Source organism: Pseudomonas sp. lyk4-R2A-8 (assembly GCF_030209095.1).
GTDB classification, from domain to species: domain Bacteria; phylum Pseudomonadota; class Gammaproteobacteria; order Pseudomonadales; family Pseudomonadaceae; genus Aquipseudomonas; species Aquipseudomonas quebecensis.
In genome coordinates, this window is the sequence record NZ_JARVSS010000039.1 from 36,521 (window position 1) to 54,787 (window position 18,267).

Genomic DNA, 18,267 nt, shown 5'->3' on the forward strand with positions numbered 1-18,267 from the left:
GATTTACACACCAAAACGGCTGCGGTAGTCGCTCGGCGCCAGCCCGGTTATTTTCTTGAAGATAGCGCGGAACGCGCTGGGGTCTTGATACCCCACGGTCCAGGCGATGTGGTCAATGGTGCCAGTGGTGAACTCCAGCATCTGCCGCGCCTTGCCCACCCGCAGGTGCTGGCAGTATTCGGTGGGTTTGAGCCCGGTGGCGTTGCGAAACCGGCGCAGGAACGTGCGCTCTTCCAGCCCTGCCGCTTGGGCCATGGCGGTCACGGACACATCCACCGCGCCGCTGGCCTGCAACCAATGCTGGACCTTGAGGATCGCGCCATCGCCATGGCCGAGGATGGGTGCAAAGTTGCTGCCGCACTGGCTGGCGCTGTCACTGTGTTCGACCACCAGGAAACGCGCGGTGTCGGCGGCGATACTCGGCCCCATCAAACGGTCGACCAGGCGCAGGCCCAATTCGGACCATGCCATCAGCCCGGCGGTGGTGATCAAGTCGCCGTCGTCCACAATGGGCTTGTCCGCCTCCAGGCGCACCGCCGGGTAAAGGGCGGCAAATGACTCGGCGGATGACCAATGAGTGGTGGCGCTGCGCCCGTCCAGCAGACCGCTGCGCGCCAGCATGATCGAGCCGATGCACACGCCGCCAAGCACCGTACCGCCGGCATGTGTTTTGCGCAGCCAAGCCAGCAGAGACGGCGGCGCCTGCTCATCGGTGAAGCCACAGATCGAGGGCGGCACAAGCAGAGCCATCAGTGGCAGATCCGGGCCGGGCTGGCTGTCGAATACCCGCATCGGCTCACCCTCGGCCTGCACGTGCCAATGGCTGATGCGCAGCAACGGCAACTGGGCGGACGCGTGCTCGGCGGCGATGCGATTGGCCACGCCGAACAGGTCGGTCAGCCCATGCACAGCCGCCAATTGCGCGCCCTGGTAGATCAACACACCCAGCTCAACGGTGGAGCGTTCCACGGCCATTGTCAGTTTTCCCCCTGTTATTGTCGGTGCAGCCAATCCTCGGGCGCGACGCCAGCTAAGATACTGGGCCCATCAACCCATCACGAGGCAACCTCCATGGCCAAGCAGGCGCTCATCCTAATCGATATCCAGAACGACTACTTCCCCCAGGGCAAGTGGCCGCTTGACGGCGTGCAAGCCGCCGCCGACAAGGCACTGCAAGTGCTGCAAGCCTTTCGCCAGGCCGGCAATGCGGTGATTCATGTGCGCCATGAGTTCACGTCCGAGGATGCACCGTTCTTCACCCCGGGCTCCGACGGCGCGCTTTTGCACAACCAGGTGCTCAATCAAGGCGACGAGCCGGTGGTGCTCAAGCATTTCGTGAATGCGTTCCGCGAAACCAACCTGCGTGCGCTGCTCGAACAACGCAGCATCACTGACCTGGTAGTGGTCGGCAGCATGAGCCACATGTGCATCGACGGCGTGGTACGGGCCGCGGCGGACCTGGGCTACACCGTCACGGTGGTCCATGACGCCTGCGCCACCCGTGATCTGGAATTCAATGGGCAGGTGATTCCGGCCGCGCAGGTGCATGGGGCGTATATGGCGTCGCTGGCGTTCGGGTACGCGGGTGTGGTGTCGGCGGATGAGTTCCTGAAGGCGCAAGCGGCGGCGGCCTGACCGCCACCGTGCGGTTGTTGTCAGCGTGTGGCGATGACAAACAGACGCGGAAACGGCAACAGCACCGTGCCGTCCGCCAGGGCCGGATAAGCCTGGGTGACGCGCGCCTGATATTCACGTAGGAAAGCGGCCCTTTCTTCGTCGTTCAAAGGCGCTAGAAACGGCCGCAGCCCCGTGCCCTTGAACCACTCCACTATGGCCGCATGATCGGCCAATGGATGCTGGTAGGTCGTGCGCCATACGTCGACGGTGCCGCAGTGCTTGCTCAGCAATTCGTAGTAGTAGGCAGGCGCATGCCGCTGGTTGTGTTGGAACCCACCGATCTTTGCGGCCCACGGGCCATGGGCGGCGACTTCGCGGGCGAGCCGATGCGCGGGCTCATCAAGGTTGTCCGGGGTCTGCACGGCCAAGGTGCCGCCGGGCGTCAGCTGCTGGATCAGGTGCGGGTACAACGTGGCGTGGTCCGGCAACCATTGCAGCGAGGCATTGGCCAGGATCACATCGAAAGCCTGCGACGGCTGCCACGCGCCGATGTCCGCCAGTTCGAAGTTCAAGGTCGGCAAACGCTTACGGGCGTCGATCAACATATCGTCCGAGCTGTCGATGCCAGTGATGTGCGCCTGTGGGAAACGCGCAGCCAATACTTCGGTGGAATTGCCTGGGCCGCACCCCAGATCAACGGCTTTGCGCACATGGGTATCGGGGATGGCGGCGACCAGGTCGCGTACCGGGCGGGTGCGCTGCTGTTCGAACATCGTGTATTGCTTGGCAGACCAGGTCATTGTGGCTTTCCTTTTTTTGGAAGTTGGCCCTAGCCTAAGTTCTGCCACCCACGAGGACAACCAAGTGGATTAACGGGATCGAGTAGGAGGCGGGATTTAACTCCCGCCGTCCTCTCACACCACCGTACGTACGGTTCCGTATACGGCGGTTCAAGCTATGCGGCTAAGCCGGTTTATTGTGTCCAGTATTGAGACCAGTCCGAGTCGATCCCACAGCTTCTTCGGTAGCGCCTGATTCATATGTGGCGCTCCTGAGTTCCACCATGGGCCTCGTCCATTGAACGCGGATTTGCAGGCACGTGCTTCGTCGAGCCCCAGACGCATTAGGTTGCGCGCCCTCGTTGAGGACTGCTTCCATTGGCGCCATGTGACACATCGAAGTTTACGGCGCATCCAGCCATCCAGCTCCTCAAGGGGCCGTTTGCTCTGGCTTAACTTGAAGTAACCCGCCCAACCACGTAACACCGGGTTGATCCGATCGATGACATTCGCCATCTTGTGGCCCCGCGCTCCGCGCAGCAGCTGTCTGAGCCGCTCGCGCAAGCGATTCAGGCTCATCGTGGCCACTTTCAGCTTCGGCTGTTTATGCAAGCTCATCCCGTAACCCAAGTAATCGCAGGCCCACGGCCGTGTTACACGGCTCTTTTCCTGGTTCAACGTCAGTTTCAAGCGTTGACTCAGGAAACGCTCGACCCTGGCCAGCACTCGTTCGCCTGCACGACGGCTACGCACATAGATGTTTGCGTCGTCGGCATAGCGCACAAAACGATGACCCCGCCGTTCCAGTTCTTTGTCGAGTTCGTTGAGCAGGATATTCGACAGCAACGGTGAGAGGGGGCCGCCTTGCGGCGTCCCCTCTTGCCGTCGGCTGGCGATCCCGCCTGACATAACTCCCGCTTCAAGGTAACGGCGGATCAGTCTGAGTACGCGTTTGTCTTCGACATGACGCTCAACTTTGGCCATCAACACGTCGTGATTCACTCGATCAAAGAACTTCTCAAGATCGAGTTCCACGCACCAGCGGTGTCCCACCGCCACATGAGCGCGTGGCTGTTTTGATGGCTTGATGGGCGCTTCTGCCCGGACGAAAGCCGTAGCTGTAATCCGAGAACAGAGAGTCGAAGATCGGCGTGAGCTGTTGCAGCACAGCCTGTTGGATCAGGCGATCCACGACGCTGGGAATACCCAGTTGCCGTGTTCCACCTTTGGGTTTGGGGATTTCGACGGCGCGTACACCTTGCGGGTGATACTCACCAGCCAGCAACCGAGCCTTGAGGATCGGCCAATACTGTTTCACGTAGCCCGCCAACTGGTCGACCGTCATGCCATCGGCACCCGGTGCGCCCTTGTTGCTGACTACGCGTTGATACGCTCGCTTGAGGTTAGCGGGTGCAAGCACCCGCGCCATCAGCGTGTCCGGCTCCGCGTTCGTCCACGCCACAGACGCCGCCGATGTTTGCGCCCTGTCAGCCGTCATCCTCGGATACCGTCCGGGACTTGGAGTAACAGTTTTCTCTTGAAGAATATTCTGCGTTTCAACATTCGACGAGACTCTGACGCCTACTGGCGGCATGACCTGTTCGGCCCTTGGTGGCGCGGTTACTCGCCACTTACTACAGCCTCGGCTGACTTCTGCAGGTTCATCCCGTCGCCTCTCGACGCTCGGTAGCACAATGGCAAACGTGCAGATCTCCCAGGGTAATTCGCGCGACCTTCCTGCTTATGCCTGTCGGATCTACGTCACAGCGCTCCGTGCAAGTATTGGGCTTTGAAGATATTGGCCTTCTTACCCCGCTGTGCCGCCTCTATCCGCTTCCTGTTCGTCAGGCCAGCATTTTGCCTCGGGCTTCCTTCAGATTCGCGGTCACCCGCGACACCCTTGCCTCTGGCTAACACTTCCCCTTGCCGGGTGTGTAGAGGACTTTCACCTCCAAGTCACCAGCGTGGCCACCATAGCCAAGCTGGTTGCGCTTCGCGCAACGCGCCATGCCTGGCGCACCAATAAAAAACCCCCGAAGCCTGGACTATCGGGGGTTTTCGTTTCGACGCTTTAAGCCTTAGAACGGAATATCGTCATCAAAGCTGTCGAAATCCGCCGCCGGCTGCGGTGCCGCCTGCTGTGGCGCTGGACGCGACTCACGCTGTGACTGCTGGCTTGGCTGTGGACGCGACTGCTGGGGACGCGGTGCCGAATTGGACATGCCGCCCTGGCCCTGCTGGTCGCCCTGTGGACGGCCGCCCAGCAATTGCATGGTGCCCTGCATGTCGACCACGATCTCAGTGGTGTAACGCTTGATGCCGTCTTTTTCCCACTCGCGGGTCTGCAGTTTGCCTTCGATGTAGACCTGCGAACCTTTGCGCAGGTACTCGCCGGCGATTTCCGCGACCTTGCCGAACATCGATACGCGGTGCCATTCGGTCTTCTCGACCTTTTGGCCGGTCTGCTTGTCGGTCCACTGTTCGCTGGTCGCCAGACTCAGGTTGGTCACGGCATTACCGTTAGGCAAGTAGCGAACCTCGGGATCCTGGCCGCATGTACCGACCAATATGACTTTGTTAACCCCACGGGCCATAACGTTCTCCTAAGCTGGGCGCGCTGTCGGCACTGGGTTGACCAGTTGCTCGAGCGTCGCGCGATCCAATAATTCGGTGTCCAATTTGATGTAGATGGCGGCTTCTTCAGCAACAACCACGGCATCGGTAACCCCTGTAACAGCCTTGAGGCGCTCGACCAGGCCAGCTTCGCGGATCGCTTCTGGCGACAACGGCAAGCGCAGGCTCGTTACATAGGGAGGTTCGCGCATGGTAACAGCAAAGGCCAGCCAGAGGGCAGCCAGACCTGAGCATCCAAGGAACACAACCGACAAACCGCCATGCTGGAACATCCAGCCACCCATGATGCCGCCCAGTGCAGAGCCCAGGAACTGACTGGTGGAATACACCCCCATCGCCGTGCCCTTGCCGCCGGCCGGTGAAACTTTACTGATCAGCGAAGGCAGCGAAGCCTCCAACAGGTTGAACGCGGTGAAGAACACCACTGTGCCGATCACCAGTGCCCGCAGGCTGTCGCCGAACTGCCAGAAGAATAGTTCAGTGAGCATCAATGTCGCGACGGCGCCCAGCAAAACACGTTTCATTTTGCGTCGCTTCTCGCCATAGATGATGAACGGGATCATGGCGAAGAATGAAATCAGCAACGCGGTCAGGTACACCCACCAGTGCTGTTCCTTGGGCAGACCGGCCTTTTGCACCAGGGCCAGGGGCAAGGCGACGAAGCTGCACATCAGCATGGCGTGTAATACGAAGATACCTAAATCCAGGCGCAGCAGATCCGGGTGCTTGAGCGTCGGCAACAATGCCTTGCGCGCCACGCCGGACTCGCGGTGCTGCAGCGTGCCGGTGGAACGCGGCACCATGAAGGCTACGATCACGATGCCGAACAGCGCCATGCCGCCGGTGGCCAGAAACAGCCCATGCAGGCCGAACGCGCGCGTCAGCAGCGGGCCTACCACCATGGCGACGGCAAACGACAGGCCGATGGTCATGCCGATCATGGCCATGGCCTTGGTGCGATGCTGCTCGCGGGTCAGGTCCGACAGCAAGGCCATTACAGCAGCGGAAATAGCACCGGCACCCTGTAGGATGCGTCCGGCGATCACGCCCCAGATCGAATCGGATTGCGCCGCGAGCACGCTGCCGAGGGCAAACACGATCAGCCCGAGGTAGATCACCGGGCGGCGGCCAATACGGTCGGAAATGATCCCGAACGGAATCTGAAAAATCGCCTGGGTCAGGCCGTAGGCGCCGATGGCCAGGCCGATCAGAGCGGGGGTCGCGCCCGCGAGATCCATCCCATAAGTCGCCAGCACTGGCAACACCATGAACATGCCAAGCATACGGAAGGCGAACACCAGGGCCAGACCGCCTGCCGCTCGGGTCTCGCCGCTACTCATGCGTTCGCTGTGGGGATCGTGCATGGAAAAACCTCGTGTGAACCGGCGGCGATTCTACCAGTCCCATCGATTGAGAGGGTATATGCGGCGGTTTGCCGCGCAGCTTTCATGTAAGGCTGCAAGCGGCCTTTTGACAGTGTATATTCATCCAGTCTTTAGCCGTATACTCCGGCATTATTTACGCCCGCCGTGCGAGGCCATCTTGGACAAGATCCTGATTCGTGGGGCTAGAACCCACAACCTGAAGAACATCGACCTGACCCTGCCGCGGGACAAACTGATCGTGATCACCGGCCTGTCCGGGTCCGGCAAATCGTCCCTGGCATTCGATACGCTGTATGCCGAAGGTCAGCGTCGCTACGTGGAGTCGCTGTCGGCCTACGCCCGCCAGTTCCTGTCGATGATGGAAAAGCCCGACGTCGACACCATCGAAGGTCTGTCGCCGGCCATTTCCATCGAACAGAAGTCGACCTCCCATAACCCGCGCTCCACCGTGGGCACCATTACCGAAATCTATGACTACCTGCGCCTGCTGTACGCGCGGGTAGGTATCCCCCGCTGCCCGGACCACGACATTCCCCTGGAAGCCCAGACCGTCAGCCAGATGGTCGACCTGGTATTGGCGCAGCCCGAAGGCGCCAAGTTGATGCTGCTGGCGCCGGTGATCCGCGAGCGCAAGGGTGAACACCTTTCCGTATTCGAAGAGCTGCGCGCCCAGGGCTTCGTGCGGGCTCGCATCAACGGCAAGCTCTATGAGCTGGATGAAGCGCCGAAGCTCGACAAGCAGAAGAAGCATTCTATCGATGTTGTGGTCGACCGCTTCAAAGTGCGAGCCGACCTGCAGCAACGCCTGGCGGAATCTTTTGAAACCGCATTGAAGCTGGCGGACGGTATTGCGCTGGTCGCTCCGATGGATGACGAACCGGGCGAAGAGATCATCTTCTCCGCGCGCTTCGCCTGCCCGATCTGCGGCCACGCCATCAGCGAGCTGGAACCCAAGCTGTTTTCCTTTAACAACCCGGCAGGCGCCTGCCCGACCTGCGATGGTCTGGGAGTTAAGCAATTCTTCGATATCAAGCGCCTGGTCAATGGTGATCTGACACTTGCCGAAGGCGCGATTCGCGGCTGGGACAGGCGTAACGTCTATTACTTCCAGATGCTCGGCTCGCTGGCGTCCCACTATAAGTTCAGCCTGGAAGTGCCGTTCAACCAACTGCCTTCGGACCAGCAGAAGGTCATTCTCAACGGCAGCGGCTCGCAGAATGTCGATTTCAAGTACTTGAACGACCGTGGCGATATCGTCAAGCGCTCTCACCCGTTCGAAGGCATCGTGCCGAACCTGGAGCGCCGCTATCGCGAGACCGAGTCGGCCAGCGTGCGCGAGGAACTGGCAAAGTTCCTCAGCACCCAGCCGTGCCCGGATTGCCGGGGTACGCGCCTGCGTCGCGAGGCGCGTCATGTCTGGGTCGGTGAGAAGACCCTGCCGGCGGTGACCAACCTGCCGATTGGCGATGCCTGTGAATACTTTGGTGAGCTCAAGCTTACCGGGCGTCGCGGGGAAATTGCCGACAAGATCCTTAAGGAAATCCGCGAACGCTTGCAGTTCCTGGTGAACGTGGGCCTGGACTACCTTTCGTTGGATCGCAGTGCGGATACGCTGTCCGGCGGAGAAGCCCAGCGCATTCGCCTGGCCAGTCAGATCGGCGCGGGACTTGTGGGCGTACTTTACATCCTCGACGAACCGTCGATCGGCTTGCACCAGCGCGATAACGACCGGTTGCTGGGCACGCTCAAACATCTGCGCGATATCGGTAACACGGTGATCGTGGTGGAGCACGATGAAGACGCGATCCGCCTGGCGGATTATGTGGTCGACATCGGCCCCGGCGCCGGCGTGCATGGTGGGCATATTGTCGCCGAGGGCACACCCGCCGAGGTCATGGCTCACCCGGACTCGCTGACAGGCAAATATCTGTCGGGGCGGGTGAAGATAGAAGTGCCGGCCAAACGCACACCGCGCAACAAGAAAATGGCATTGCACCTCAAGGGCGCGCGCGGCAACAACCTGCGTAATGTCGATCTGGAAATTCCGTTGGGCCTGCTCACCTGCGTGACCGGGGTTTCCGGGTCCGGCAAGTCGACGCTGATCAACAACACGCTGTTCCCTTTGAGTGCCACCGCCTTGAATGGCGCGACCACGCTCGAAGCGGCGGCTCACGACAGCATCAAGGGCCTGGAACACCTGGATAAGGTGGTCGATATCGACCAAAGCCCGATTGGACGCACGCCGCGTTCTAACCCGGCGACCTACACCGGGCTGTTTACGCCAATTCGAGAATTGTTCGCGGGCGTCCCTGAGTCACGCTCCCGTGGCTATGGGCCTGGGCGGTTCTCATTCAACGTGAAGGGTGGCCGCTGCGAAGCCTGCCAGGGCGATGGCTTGATCAAGGTGGAAATGCACTTTCTGCCGGACATCTATGTGCCGTGCGATGTGTGCAAGAGCAAGCGCTACAACCGTGAAACCCTTGAGATCAAATACAAGGGCAAGAGCATCCACGAAACCCTCGAGATGACGATCGAAGAGGCGCGGGAGTTCTTCGACGCGGTTCCGGCGCTGGCGCGCAAGCTGCAGACTTTGATGGATGTAGGCTTGTCGTATATCAAGCTGGGGCAGTCGGCGACTACGTTATCGGGCGGTGAGGCGCAACGGGTGAAGTTGTCTCGCGAGCTGTCCAAGCGCGATACCGGCAAGACCCTGTACATCCTCGATGAGCCAACCACCGGTCTGCACTTTGCGGATATCCAGCAGCTGCTGGATGTACTGCACCGGCTCCGCGACCATGGCAATACCGTGGTGGTGATCGAACACAACCTGGATGTAATCAAGACAGCCGACTGGCTGGTGGACCTTGGGCCGGAAGGTGGCTCCAAGGGCGGCCAGATCATCGCAGTGGGCACGCCGGAGCAGGTTTCCGAGATGTCGCAATCGCACACGGGTTACTATTTGAAACCCTTGCTGGAACGTGATCGAGCCTGATTTATCGGGTGTAGTAAAAAGCCCCTGTCACCTCATCGGTGGCAGGGGCTTTTTTTATAGCCGAGAATCAGAACTGCGATTGCAGGTAATTTTCCAGGCCAATCAACTTGATCAGGCCCAACTGCTTCTCCAGCCAGTAGGTGTGATCTTCTTCGGTATCGTTCAACTGTACACGCAGGATTTCCCGGGTGACGTAGTCGTTGTGCTGTTCGCACAACTCAATGCCCTTGCAGAGCGCGGCACGTACTTTGTACTCCAGGCGAAGGTCGGCCGCGAGCATGTCTGGTACGGTGGTCCCGACATCCAAGTCATCGGGGCGCATGCGTGGCGTGCCTTCGAGCATCAGGATACGGCGCATCAGCGCGTCGGCGTGTTGTGCCTCTTCTTCCATTTCGTGGTTGATACGCTCGTAGAGCTCGGTAAAGCCCCAGTCTTCGTACATGCGTGAATGGATGAAATATTGGTCACGAGCAGCCAGTTCGCCCGTCAGCAACGTGTTGAGGTAATCGATTACGTCGGGGTGACCTTGCATCGCCCTACATCTCCCTGCTTGAAAGTCTGTAGTTTGAACCATGCTGCGCCGAAGGTCACGGGACCAACGGCAGAAAAGCGAAGTTTTTCAGAGAAACCTAGCTGAAATAACGCAAAAACCGCCCAAATGAGGGCGGTTCTGCTTCTCGTTTAGAGTCAGTTAAGCGATACACCCAACGCCTTTGCGATTGCTTCTCCATAAGCGGGGTCCGCCTTGTAGAAGTGGTGCAGTTGACGCTGAACTACATCACTCGAAACCCCAGACATCGCACCGGCAATGTTGTTGATGAGCAGAGCTTTCTGCTCATCGTTCATCAGCCGGAACAGCGCACCGGCGTGGCTGTAGTAGTCGGTGTCTTCGCGATGATCGTAGCGGTCCGCCGCACCGCTCAATGCCAACGCGGGTTCAGCATATTGAGGCGCCTGTTTCGGCGCGTCGGAATAGCTGTTCGGTTCGTAGTTGGGAGCCGCCCCGCCATTACTACCGAAGGCCATGGAGCCGTCACGCTGGTAGCTATTCACCGGGCTGCGCGGCGCATTCACTGGCAGCTGCTGATGGTTGGTTCCGACACGGTAGCGGTGCGCATCTGCGTAGGCAAATACACGACCTTGCAGCATGCGGTCGGGCGACAAGCCCACACCCGGAACCATATTGCTTGGACCGAACGCAGCTTGCTCTACTTCAGCGAAGTAATTTTGCGGGTTACGGTTAAGCTCCAGTTCGCCGACTTCGATCAACGGAAACTCCTTTTGCGACCAGGTTTTAGTCACGTCGAAAGGGTTCTCGTAATGAACATTGGCTTGGGCTTCGGTCATGATCTGGATGCAGACGCGCCATTTCGGGAAGTCACCACGCTCGATTGCCCCGAACAGGTCACGCTGAGCGTAATCAGGATCAGTACCCGCTAAACGCGCGGCTTCTGCAGGCGTGAGGTTCTTGATGCCCTGCTTGGTCTTGTAGTGCCATTTGACCCAGTGCCGCTCACCCTGGGCGTTGATCAAGCTGTAGGTATGGCTACCGAAGCCATGCATGTGACGATAGCCATCAGGGATACCGCGGTCAGAGAACAAAATCGTGACCTGGTGCAGTGCTTCTGGAGAGTGCGACCAGAAGTCCCACATCATTTGCGCGCTTTTCAGATTGCTTTGCGGCAGGCGTTTTTGAGTATGGATAAAGTCTGGGAATTTCAGCGGGTCGCGAATGAAGAACACTGGCGTGTTGTTACCCACGATGTCCCAGTTGCCCTCTTCGGTATAGAACTTCAAGGCGAAACCGCGGGGGTCACGCTCAGTATCAGCCGAGCCACGCTCACCGCCCACAGTGGAGAAACGCAGGAAAGTCGGGGTCTGTTTGCCCACCGCTGAAAACAGCTTGGCACTGGTGTATTGAGTGATGTCGCGGGTCACAGTGAACGTGCCATATGCACCCGAGCCTTTAGCGTGGACGCGGCGTTCGGGAATGTTCTCACGGTTGAAGTGGGCGAGCTTCTCGATCAGATGAAAATCATCGAGCAACAATGGTCCGCGCGGGCCGGCGGAGCGGGAGTTCTGATTATCCGCAACGGGTGCACCACTGGCGGTGGTAAGGATTTTATTCTGGCTCATGCTCAATTTTCCTCAGGTCAGATGGAGCTGCCGGCTAATCGGCTTGGAGGAAGTATTGATCAACCACCTGACACCTACAAATTCATTAAATTGTAGACATCAATAGAAAATAACTACCAACAAGTTCCGATACGATAGTGCCAAGCGCTGCTGGAGGAAGCTTGTACATTCGCGCTTTTATCACGCCCACAAAAAACCGGGCACTAGGCCCGGTTCTTCGTTACAGACTGTCGTCTTACTCGGCGCTTACAGCTTCGCCAGCAGTAGCACGATCAACCAACTCGACGTACGCCATAGGCGCGTTGTCGCCAGCGCGGAAACCGCACTTGAGGATGCGCAGGTAGCCACCCTCACGGGTAGCGTAGCGCTTGCCCAGGTCGTTGAAGAGCTTACCAACGATAGCTTTCGAACGAGTACGGTCGAAAGCCAGACGGCGGTTAGCCAGGCTGTCTGTCTTAGCCAAAGTGATCAGCGGCTCAGCAACGCGACGCAGTTCTTTAGCTTTCGGCAGTGTAGTTTTGATCAGCTCGTGCTCGAACAGCGACACCGCCATGTTTTGGAACATGGCCTTGCGGTGCGAGCTGGTACGGCTCAGGTGACGACCACTTTTACGATGACGCATGGTTCATTCCTTACCAAACTCACGTTCGGTGATTACGACGATCAGGCAGTCGCCTTGTCGTCCTTCTTAAGACTTGCAGGCGGCCAGTTGTCGAGGCGCATGCCGAGGGACAGACCGCGGGAGGCCAGAACGTCCTTGATTTCAGTCAAGGATTTCTTGCCCAGGTTCGGAGTCTTCAACAGTTCTACTTCGGTACGCTGAATCAGGTCGCCGATGTAGTAAATGTTTTCCGCCTTAAGGCAGTTAGCCGAACGTACAGTCAGTTCCAGATCGTCAACCGGGCGAAGCAGGATCGGATCGATCTCGTCTTCCTGCTCGATTACCACTGGTTCGCTGTCACCTTTGAGGTCGACGAACGCAGCCAACTGCTGTTGCAGAATGGTTGCAGCGCGGCGGATAGCCTCTTCAGGATCCAGGGTACCGTTGGTTTCCAGATCAATAACCAGCTTGTCCAGGTTAGTACGCTGCTCGACACGGGCGTTTTCCACCACGTATGCGATACGGCGAACCGGGCTGAACGAAGAGTCAAGCTGCAAGCGACCAATGCTGCGGCTTTCGTCTTCATCGCTCTGACGCGAGTCGGCCGGTTCATAACCACGACCACGAGCTACGGTGAGCTTCATGTTCAGGGCGCCGTTAGACGCCAGGTTAGCGATTACGTGATCGGGGTTAACGATCTCGACATCATGATCCAGCTGAATATCGGCAGCGGTAACCACCCCCGAACCCTTCTTCGACAAGGTCAGCGTAACTTCGTCACGGCCGTGCAGCTTGATAGCCAGACCTTTAAGGTTCAACAGGATTTCAATTACGTCTTCCTGTACACCTTCGATGGCGCTGTACTCGTGGAGCACACCGTCAATCTCGGCCTCGACTACTGCACAGCCGGGCATTGAGGACAACAGGATGCGGCGCAGCGCGTTGCCCAGGGTGTGGCCAAAACCACGCTCGAGAGGCTCGAGAGTGATCTTGGCGCGGGTTGGACTGACAACCTGCACATCAATATGGCGGGGTGTCAGGAACTCATTTACCGAAATCTGCATGGATGCACCTATTTTCTAGCCCTTACTTGGAGTAGAGCTCGACAATCAGGCTTTCGTTGATGTCGGCGGACAGATCACTGCGAGCTGGAACGTTCTTGAAAACGCCCGACTTCTTCTCAGTGTCTACTTCTACCCATTCTACGCGGCCACGTTGGGCACACAGATCGAGAGCTTGGACAATGCGAAGTTGGTTTTTAGCTTTCTCGCGAACTGCGACCACGTCACCAGCACGAACCTGGTAAGACGGAACGTTTACGGTCTGACCGTTAACGCTGATCGACTTGTGCGATACCAGCTGACGGGATTCGGCACGAGTCGAACCAAAGCCCATACGGTATACAACGTTGTCCAGACGGCATTCGAGCAGTTGCAGCAGGTTTTCACCGGTTGCACCTTTCTTGCCAGCAGCTTCTTTGTAGTAGCCGCTGAACTGACGCTCGAGAACGCCGTAGATACGACGGACCTTCTGCTTTTCACGCAGTTGGGTGCCGTAATCGGACTGGCGACCGCGGCGTTGGCCGTGGATGCCAGGTGCTGCTTCGATGTTGCACTTCGATTCGATCGCGCGCACGCCGCTCTTCAGGAAGAGATCGGTGCCCTCGCGACGAGCGAGTTTGCATTTTGGACCAATGTAACGAGCCATTCTTTACAATCTCCTGGATTACACGCGGCGCTTCTTCGGCGGACGGCACCCGTTGTGCGGGATTGGCGTCACGTCGGTGATGCTGGCGATCTTATAGCCACAGCCGTTCAAAGCACGGACAGCAGACTCACGACCCGGACCTGGACCTTTGACGTTAACGTCGAGGTTTTTCAGGCCGTATTCCAGCGCAGCTTGACCAGCACGTTCAGCAGCTACTTGAGCAGCAAACGGGGTGGACTTGCGGGAACCGCGGAAACCCGAACCACCGGAGGTAGCCCAAGAAAGCGCGTTACCTTGACGGTCGGTGATGGTCACGATGGTGTTGTTAAAAGAAGCATGGATGTGGGCGATGCCATCAACCACTGTCTTTTTAACTTTTTTACGAGGACGAGCAGCAGGTTTTGCCATGATAATTTTCCTGTCGATTCGCTGGGGCGATTACTTGCGGATCGGCTTACGCGGACCTTTACGGGTACGCGCGTTAGTCTTGGTACGCTGACCGCGTACTGGAAGACCACGACGATGACGCAGACCGCGATAGCAACCGAGGTCCATCAAACGCTTGATTTTCATGTTGATTTCGCGACGCAGGTCACCTTCAGTGGTGAACTTCGCCACTTCGCCACGCAGCAATTCAATCTGCTCGTCGCTCAGATCCTTGATCTTAGCGGCTGGGTTTACCCCAGCAACTGCGCAAATTTTCTGCGCAGTAGTGCGACCAACACCATAGATGTAGGTCAGCGAGATAACAGTGTGCTTGTTATCTGGAATGTTAACGCCTGCAATACGGGCCATTCAGTGGGACTCCAATTGACAGCTACCTACGCCCCGGAAGCCAAGAAATAGGGCGCGAGATAATATCGCTGTAATAACAAATAATCAACCCGGCAGCGCACTAGCTGCCGGGCTTCAAGCGGATCACACTCAGCCTTGGCGCTGTTTGTGACGCGGTTCCGCGCTGCAAATTACTCGAACAACACCTTCGCGGCGAATAATCTTGCAGTTACGGCACAGCTTTTTCACCGATGCACGAACTTTCATCACCAACTCCTCGAACCTTATGGGTACTCAGCGCAACATGCCGCTGCCGTAACCCTTCAGGTTGGCTTTCTTCATCAGGGATTCGTACTGGTGCGAAACGAGGTGCGATTGTACTTGGGACATGAAGTCCATCACAACCACGACCACGATCAGCAACGAGGTCCCGCCAAGGTAGAACGGAACGTTTGCTGCAACCACCAGGAACTGGGGCAACAGGCACACGGCCGTCATATATAGAGCACCGAACAGGGTCAAGCGAGTCAAAACGCCATCAATGTAGCGCGCAGACTGCTCACCTGGACGAATGCCCGGAATAAAGGCACCGGACTTCTTCAGGTTTTCCGCTACGTCTTTCGGATTGAACATCAACGCCGTATAGAAGAAGCAGAAGAAAATAATCCCTGCACTAAACAGCAGAATATTCAACGGCTGACCAGGAGCGATCGACTGAGAGAGGTCCTGTAGCCAGCCCATATTTTCAGACTGACCAAACCAGGTACCCAACGAAGCCGGAAACAGCAGAATGCTGCTCGCGAAAATTGCCGGAATAACACCGGCCATATTCACTTTCAGCGGCAAGTGGCTGGTCTGCGCAGCAAAGACCTTACGGCCCTGCTGACGCTTGGCGTAGTGAACAGCAATACGACGCTGACCACGCTCAATGAACACCACAAAACCGATAATCGCTACTGCCAGCAAACCGATGGCAACCAAGGCGAAGATATTGATATCACCCTGACGTGCAGACTCGAAAGACTGCCCAATCGCTCTCGGAAGACCGGCGACGATACCTGCGAAAATCAACATCGAGATACCGTTACCAACACCACGCTCAGTAATCTGCTCACCCAGCCACATCATGAACATTGCGCCAGCCACAAAAGTGGATACCGCAACGAAATGGAAGCCAAAGTCACCAGTGAACGCAACACCCTGCCCCGCCAGGCCAACGGACATGCCGATAGCTTGAACAAGGGCAAGGATAACAGTGCCGTAGCGGGTGTACTGGCTAATCTTGCGACGGCCAGCTTCACCTTCCTTCTTCAACTGCTCCAGCTGCGGGCTGACGGCGGTCATCAGTTGCATGATGATCGATGCCGAAATATACGGCATGATCCCCAGCGCAAAGATGCTCATCCGTTCCAGCGCGCCGCCGGAAAACATGTTGAACAAGCTAAGAATGGTCCCCTCATTCTGTCGAAACAGGTCTGCGAGTCGGTCCGGGTTGATACCTGGAACCGGGATGTGTGCGCCTATTCGGTAGACGATAATCGCCAGGAACAGAAAACGCAGACGAGCCCAGAGTTCAGACATACCGCCTTTGCCGAGCGCTGAGAGAGCACCTTGCTTAGCCATTTATTCCTCGAACTTGCCGCCAGCTGCTTCGATAGCCGAACGCGCACCTTTGGTGGCGCCGATTCCCTTGCCGATAGTGACAGCGCGAGTCACTTCACCGGACAGCATGATTTTCACACGCTGTACGTTGACGTTGATCACGTTGGCATCTTTCAGGGTCTGCAGAGTAACGATGTCGCCTTCCACTTTAGCCAGCTCGGACAGACGCACTTCTGCGCGATCCATAGCTTTCAGGGATACGAAACCGAACTTAGGCAGGCGACGATGCAGCGGCTGCTGACCGCCTTCAAAGCCTGGAGCGATGGTGCCACCGGAGCGGGAGGTTTGACCTTTGTGGCCACGGCCACCAGTCTTACCCAAACCGCTACCGATACCACGGCCCGGACGATGCTTTTCGCGACGGGAACCCGGCGCTGGACTCAGATCATTGAGTTTCATCGATTAACCCTCGACACGCAGCATGTAGTAAGCCTTGTTGATCATCCCGCGATTCTCGGGAGTATCCTGGACTTCTACAGTGTGACCGATGCGACGCAGACCCAGACCCTTAACACACAGTTTGTGGTTAGGGATGCGGCCGGTCATGCTTTTGATCAGCGTTACTTTAACGGTAGCCATGATCAGAAAATCTCCTGGACGCTTTTGCCACGCTTGGCGGCAATGGATTCAGGGGACTGCATAGCTTTCAAACCTTTGAAAGTGGCGTGAACCACGTTTACCGGGTTAGTCGAGCCGTAGCACTTGGCCAGAACGTTCTGAACGCCAGCAACTTCGAGGACCGCACGCATAGCGCCGCCAGCGATGATACCGGTACCTTCAGAAGCAGGCTGCATGTACACCTTCGAAGCGCCATGGGCGGACTTCATGGCGTATTGCAGGGTGGTGCCGTTCAGATCAACTTGGATCATGTTGCGACGAGCAGCTTCCATTGCCTTCTGGATCGCAGCAGGCACTTCACGCGACTTGCCACGGCCGAAGCCAACACGCCCTTTACCATCACCAACCACGGTCAACGCGGTGAAAGTGAAGATACGGCCGCCTTTAACGGTTTTGGCTACGCGGTTAACTTGAACCAGCTTCTCAATGTAGCCTTCGTCGCGCTTTTGGTCGTTATTTGACATAACTTAGAACTCCAGCCCAGCTTCACGAGCAGCATCAGCCAACGCTTTAACGCGGCCGTGGTACTTGAAGCCAGAGCGGTCGAAAGCCACTTGCGAGACGCCAGCGGCCTTAGCACGCGTAGCGACCAGCTGGCCAACCTTTGTGGCCGCGTCGATGTTGCCAGTGGCACCATCACGCAGTTCTTTATCCAAAGTCGAGGCGCTTGCCAGGACTTTGTTGCCGTCGGCCGAGATGACCTGGGCGTAGATGTGCTGCGACGAGCGGAACACGCAGAGACGCACGACTTCGAGTTCGTGCATTTTCAGGCGTGCTTTGCGAGCGCGACGCAGTCGAGTAACTTTTTTGTCGGTCATTTGCTATGCCCTACTTCTTCTTGGCTTCTTTACGACGGACGACTTCGTCCGCGTAGCGCACACCTTTGCCTTTGTACGGCTCTGGTGGACGGAAGTCGCGGATCTCAGCAGCCACTTGACCTACCAGTTGCTTATCGATGCCCTTGATCAGGATATCGGTCTGGCTAGGAGTCTCAGCGGTGATGCCTTCCGGCAGTTCGTAATCCACTGGGTGCGAGAAGCCAAGGGCCAGGTTCAAAACCGTGCCTTTTGCTTGCGCTTTGTAACCAACACCGACCAGCTGGAGCTTACGCTCGAAGCCTTGGCTTACGCCTTGGACCATGTTGTTTACCAACGCACGCGTGGTACCGGCCATTGCGCGAGTTTGTTGATCGCCATTGCGAGCAGCGAAACGCAGCTCACCAGCTTCTTCAACGATCTCAACGGACGAATGGATGTTCAGTTCAAGAGTGCCCTTGGCACCCTTCACCGAAAGCTGTTGGCCTGCGAATTTGACTTCGACACCGGCTGGCAGCTTAACGGGGTTCTTAGCGACGCGAGACAT

The 18,267-nt window shown here is 57.7% G+C and carries 20 protein-coding genes and 1 pseudogene; 2 read left to right on the forward strand and 19 right to left on the reverse strand.

Going from position 1 to position 18,267, the window contains the following annotated elements:
• Positions 1 to 3: 3 nt before the first annotated feature.
• Entirely contained in the window at positions 4 to 975 is a 972-nt protein-coding gene (locus tag QRN10_RS24450) for a GlxA family transcriptional regulator (RefSeq protein WP_285429349.1), read from the reverse strand.
• A gap of 96 nt (positions 976 to 1,071) precedes the next feature.
• Here QRN10_RS24450 and QRN10_RS24455 point away from each other — a divergent pair, with 96 nt between their 5' ends.
• The gene (locus QRN10_RS24455; protein WP_266246986.1) at positions 1,072 to 1,635 is read left to right on the forward strand and encodes a cysteine hydrolase family protein; all 564 of its coding nucleotides are present in this window, start codon (positions 1,072 to 1,074) and stop codon (positions 1,633 to 1,635) included.
• Positions 1,636 to 1,655: 20 nt separating this feature from the next.
• Here QRN10_RS24455 and tam read toward each other — a convergent pair whose 3' ends face one another.
• The 4 genes and pseudogenes from tam to QRN10_RS24475 form a co-directional block, all read right to left on the reverse strand.
• Positions 1,656 to 2,417, reverse strand: a complete 762-nt coding sequence (gene tam / locus QRN10_RS24460; RefSeq protein WP_285429350.1) for a trans-aconitate 2-methyltransferase — start codon at positions 2,415 to 2,417, stop codon at positions 1,656 to 1,658.
• 150 nt (positions 2,418 to 2,567) lie between these two features.
• Positions 2,568 to 3,990 (reverse strand): annotated as a pseudogene (gene ltrA / locus QRN10_RS24465) (group II intron reverse transcriptase/maturase).
• A 484-nt stretch (positions 3,991 to 4,474) separates the two neighbouring features.
• Positions 4,475 to 4,990 (reverse strand): single-stranded DNA-binding protein, encoded by a 516-nt coding sequence (locus tag QRN10_RS24470; RefSeq protein WP_285429351.1) that lies wholly within the window; start codon positions 4,988 to 4,990, stop codon positions 4,475 to 4,477.
• A 9-nt stretch (positions 4,991 to 4,999) separates the two neighbouring features.
• Positions 5,000 to 6,394: an MFS transporter gene (locus tag QRN10_RS24475; protein ID WP_181081309.1), complete on the reverse strand. Its 1,395-nt coding sequence runs from the start codon at positions 6,392 to 6,394 to the stop codon at positions 5,000 to 5,002.
• A 178-nt stretch (positions 6,395 to 6,572) separates the two neighbouring features.
• Between QRN10_RS24475 and uvrA the strand changes: the two genes are divergently transcribed.
• Positions 6,573 to 9,407 carry an excinuclease ABC subunit UvrA gene (gene uvrA / locus QRN10_RS24480; protein ID WP_181081308.1) on the forward strand — a complete coding sequence of 945 codons (2,835 nt, stop codon included), beginning with the start codon at positions 6,573 to 6,575 and terminating at the stop codon, positions 9,405 to 9,407.
• A gap of 67 nt (positions 9,408 to 9,474) precedes the next feature.
• Here uvrA and bfr read toward each other — a convergent pair whose 3' ends face one another.
• The 14 genes from bfr to rplF all read right to left on the reverse strand — a co-directional run bounded on the left by bfr (position 9,475) and on the right by rplF (position 18,267).
• Positions 9,475 to 9,939, reverse strand: a complete 465-nt coding sequence (bfr, locus tag QRN10_RS24485; RefSeq protein ID WP_003176400.1) for a bacterioferritin — start codon at positions 9,937 to 9,939, stop codon at positions 9,475 to 9,477.
• A 155-nt stretch (positions 9,940 to 10,094) separates the two neighbouring features.
• The gene (locus tag QRN10_RS24490) at positions 10,095 to 11,543 is read right to left on the reverse strand and encodes a catalase (RefSeq protein ID WP_181081307.1); all 1,449 of its coding nucleotides are present in this window, start codon (positions 11,541 to 11,543) and stop codon (positions 10,095 to 10,097) included.
• 235 nt (positions 11,544 to 11,778) lie between these two features.
• Complete coding sequence (rplQ, locus tag QRN10_RS24495; RefSeq protein WP_003176402.1) at positions 11,779 to 12,165, reverse strand: 50S ribosomal protein L17; 387 nt, start codon at positions 12,163 to 12,165, stop codon at positions 11,779 to 11,781.
• A gap of 41 nt (positions 12,166 to 12,206) precedes the next feature.
• Positions 12,207 to 13,208 (reverse strand): DNA-directed RNA polymerase subunit alpha, encoded by a 1,002-nt coding sequence (locus QRN10_RS24500; protein WP_003176403.1) that lies wholly within the window; start codon positions 13,206 to 13,208, stop codon positions 12,207 to 12,209.
• Between the two features lie 22 nt (positions 13,209 to 13,230).
• Positions 13,231 to 13,851 carry a 30S ribosomal protein S4 gene (rpsD, locus tag QRN10_RS24505; protein WP_003176404.1) on the reverse strand — a complete coding sequence of 207 codons (621 nt, stop codon included), beginning with the start codon at positions 13,849 to 13,851 and terminating at the stop codon, positions 13,231 to 13,233.
• 18 nt (positions 13,852 to 13,869) lie between these two features.
• Positions 13,870 to 14,259 carry a 30S ribosomal protein S11 gene (rpsK, locus tag QRN10_RS24510; protein WP_002555466.1) on the reverse strand — a complete coding sequence of 130 codons (390 nt, stop codon included), beginning with the start codon at positions 14,257 to 14,259 and terminating at the stop codon, positions 13,870 to 13,872.
• Positions 14,260 to 14,289: 30 nt separating this feature from the next.
• Complete coding sequence (gene rpsM / locus QRN10_RS24515) at positions 14,290 to 14,646, reverse strand: 30S ribosomal protein S13 (protein ID WP_024077676.1); 357 nt, start codon at positions 14,644 to 14,646, stop codon at positions 14,290 to 14,292.
• Positions 14,647 to 14,775: 129 nt separating this feature from the next.
• Positions 14,776 to 14,892: a 50S ribosomal protein L36 gene (gene rpmJ / locus QRN10_RS24520; protein ID WP_002555468.1), complete on the reverse strand. Its 117-nt coding sequence runs from the start codon at positions 14,890 to 14,892 to the stop codon at positions 14,776 to 14,778.
• Between the two features lie 27 nt (positions 14,893 to 14,919).
• The gene (secY, locus tag QRN10_RS24525) at positions 14,920 to 16,248 is read right to left on the reverse strand and encodes a preprotein translocase subunit SecY (protein ID WP_003176406.1); all 1,329 of its coding nucleotides are present in this window, start codon (positions 16,246 to 16,248) and stop codon (positions 14,920 to 14,922) included.
• On the reverse strand, positions 16,249 to 16,686 hold the full coding sequence (gene rplO, locus QRN10_RS24530) for a 50S ribosomal protein L15 (protein WP_016969471.1): 438 nt from the start codon (positions 16,684 to 16,686) through the stop codon (positions 16,249 to 16,251). It abuts the gene before it with no gap.
• Positions 16,687 to 16,689: 3 nt separating this feature from the next.
• Positions 16,690 to 16,866 (reverse strand): 50S ribosomal protein L30, encoded by a 177-nt coding sequence (gene rpmD / locus QRN10_RS24535; RefSeq protein WP_003176408.1) that lies wholly within the window; start codon positions 16,864 to 16,866, stop codon positions 16,690 to 16,692.
• A 2-nt stretch (positions 16,867 to 16,868) separates the two neighbouring features.
• Positions 16,869 to 17,369 carry a 30S ribosomal protein S5 gene (gene rpsE / locus QRN10_RS24540; RefSeq protein WP_010566852.1) on the reverse strand — a complete coding sequence of 167 codons (501 nt, stop codon included), beginning with the start codon at positions 17,367 to 17,369 and terminating at the stop codon, positions 16,869 to 16,871.
• A gap of 3 nt (positions 17,370 to 17,372) precedes the next feature.
• Entirely contained in the window at positions 17,373 to 17,723 is a 351-nt protein-coding gene (gene rplR / locus QRN10_RS24545; RefSeq protein WP_003186037.1) for a 50S ribosomal protein L18, read from the reverse strand.
• A 10-nt stretch (positions 17,724 to 17,733) separates the two neighbouring features.
• Positions 17,734 to 18,267: a 50S ribosomal protein L6 gene (gene rplF / locus QRN10_RS24550; RefSeq protein ID WP_003176412.1), complete on the reverse strand. Its 534-nt coding sequence runs from the start codon at positions 18,265 to 18,267 to the stop codon at positions 17,734 to 17,736.

Coding starts and splice junctions, on each gene's coding strand:
- QRN10_RS24450 (WP_285429349.1), bottom strand. CDS start 975: ATGGCCGTGGAACGCTCCACCGTTGAGCTGGGTGTGTTGATCTACCAG.
- QRN10_RS24455 (WP_266246986.1), top strand. CDS start 1,072: ATGGCCAAGCAGGCGCTCATCCTAATCGATATCCAGAACGACTACTTC.
- tam (WP_285429350.1), bottom strand. CDS start 2,417: ATGACCTGGTCTGCCAAGCAATACACGATGTTCGAACAGCAGCGCACC.
- QRN10_RS24470 (WP_285429351.1), bottom strand. CDS start 4,990: ATGGCCCGTGGGGTTAACAAAGTCATATTGGTCGGTACATGCGGCCAG.
- QRN10_RS24475 (WP_181081309.1), bottom strand. CDS start 6,394: ATGCACGATCCCCACAGCGAACGCATGAGTAGCGGCGAGACCCGAGCG.
- bfr (WP_003176400.1), bottom strand. CDS start 9,939: ATGCAAGGTCACCCCGACGTAATCGATTACCTCAACACGTTGCTGACG.
- QRN10_RS24490 (WP_181081307.1), bottom strand. CDS start 11,543: ATGAGCCAGAATAAAATCCTTACCACCGCCAGTGGTGCACCCGTTGCG.
- rplQ (WP_003176402.1), bottom strand. CDS start 12,165: ATGCGTCATCGTAAAAGTGGTCGTCACCTGAGCCGTACCAGCTCGCAC.
- QRN10_RS24500 (WP_003176403.1), bottom strand. CDS start 13,208: ATGCAGATTTCGGTAAATGAGTTCCTGACACCCCGCCATATTGATGTG.
- rpsD (WP_003176404.1), bottom strand. CDS start 13,851: ATGGCTCGTTACATTGGTCCAAAATGCAAACTCGCTCGTCGCGAGGGC.
- rpsK (WP_002555466.1), bottom strand. CDS start 14,259: ATGGCAAAACCTGCTGCTCGTCCTCGTAAAAAAGTTAAAAAGACAGTG.
- rpsM (WP_024077676.1), bottom strand. CDS start 14,646: ATGGCCCGTATTGCAGGCGTTAACATTCCAGATAACAAGCACACTGTT.
- rpmJ (WP_002555468.1), bottom strand. CDS start 14,892: ATGAAAGTTCGTGCATCGGTGAAAAAGCTGTGCCGTAACTGCAAGATT.
- secY (WP_003176406.1), bottom strand. CDS start 16,248: ATGGCTAAGCAAGGTGCTCTCTCAGCGCTCGGCAAAGGCGGTATGTCT.
- rplO (WP_016969471.1), bottom strand. CDS start 16,686: ATGAAACTCAATGATCTGAGTCCAGCGCCGGGTTCCCGTCGCGAAAAG.
- rpmD (WP_003176408.1), bottom strand. CDS start 16,866: ATGGCTACCGTTAAAGTAACGCTGATCAAAAGCATGACCGGCCGCATC.
- rpsE (WP_010566852.1), bottom strand. CDS start 17,369: ATGTCAAATAACGACCAAAAGCGCGACGAAGGCTACATTGAGAAGCTG.
- rplR (WP_003186037.1), bottom strand. CDS start 17,723: ATGACCGACAAAAAAGTTACTCGACTGCGTCGCGCTCGCAAAGCACGC.
- rplF (WP_003176412.1), bottom strand. CDS start 18,267: ATGTCTCGCGTCGCTAAGAACCCCGTTAAGCTGCCAGCCGGTGTCGAA.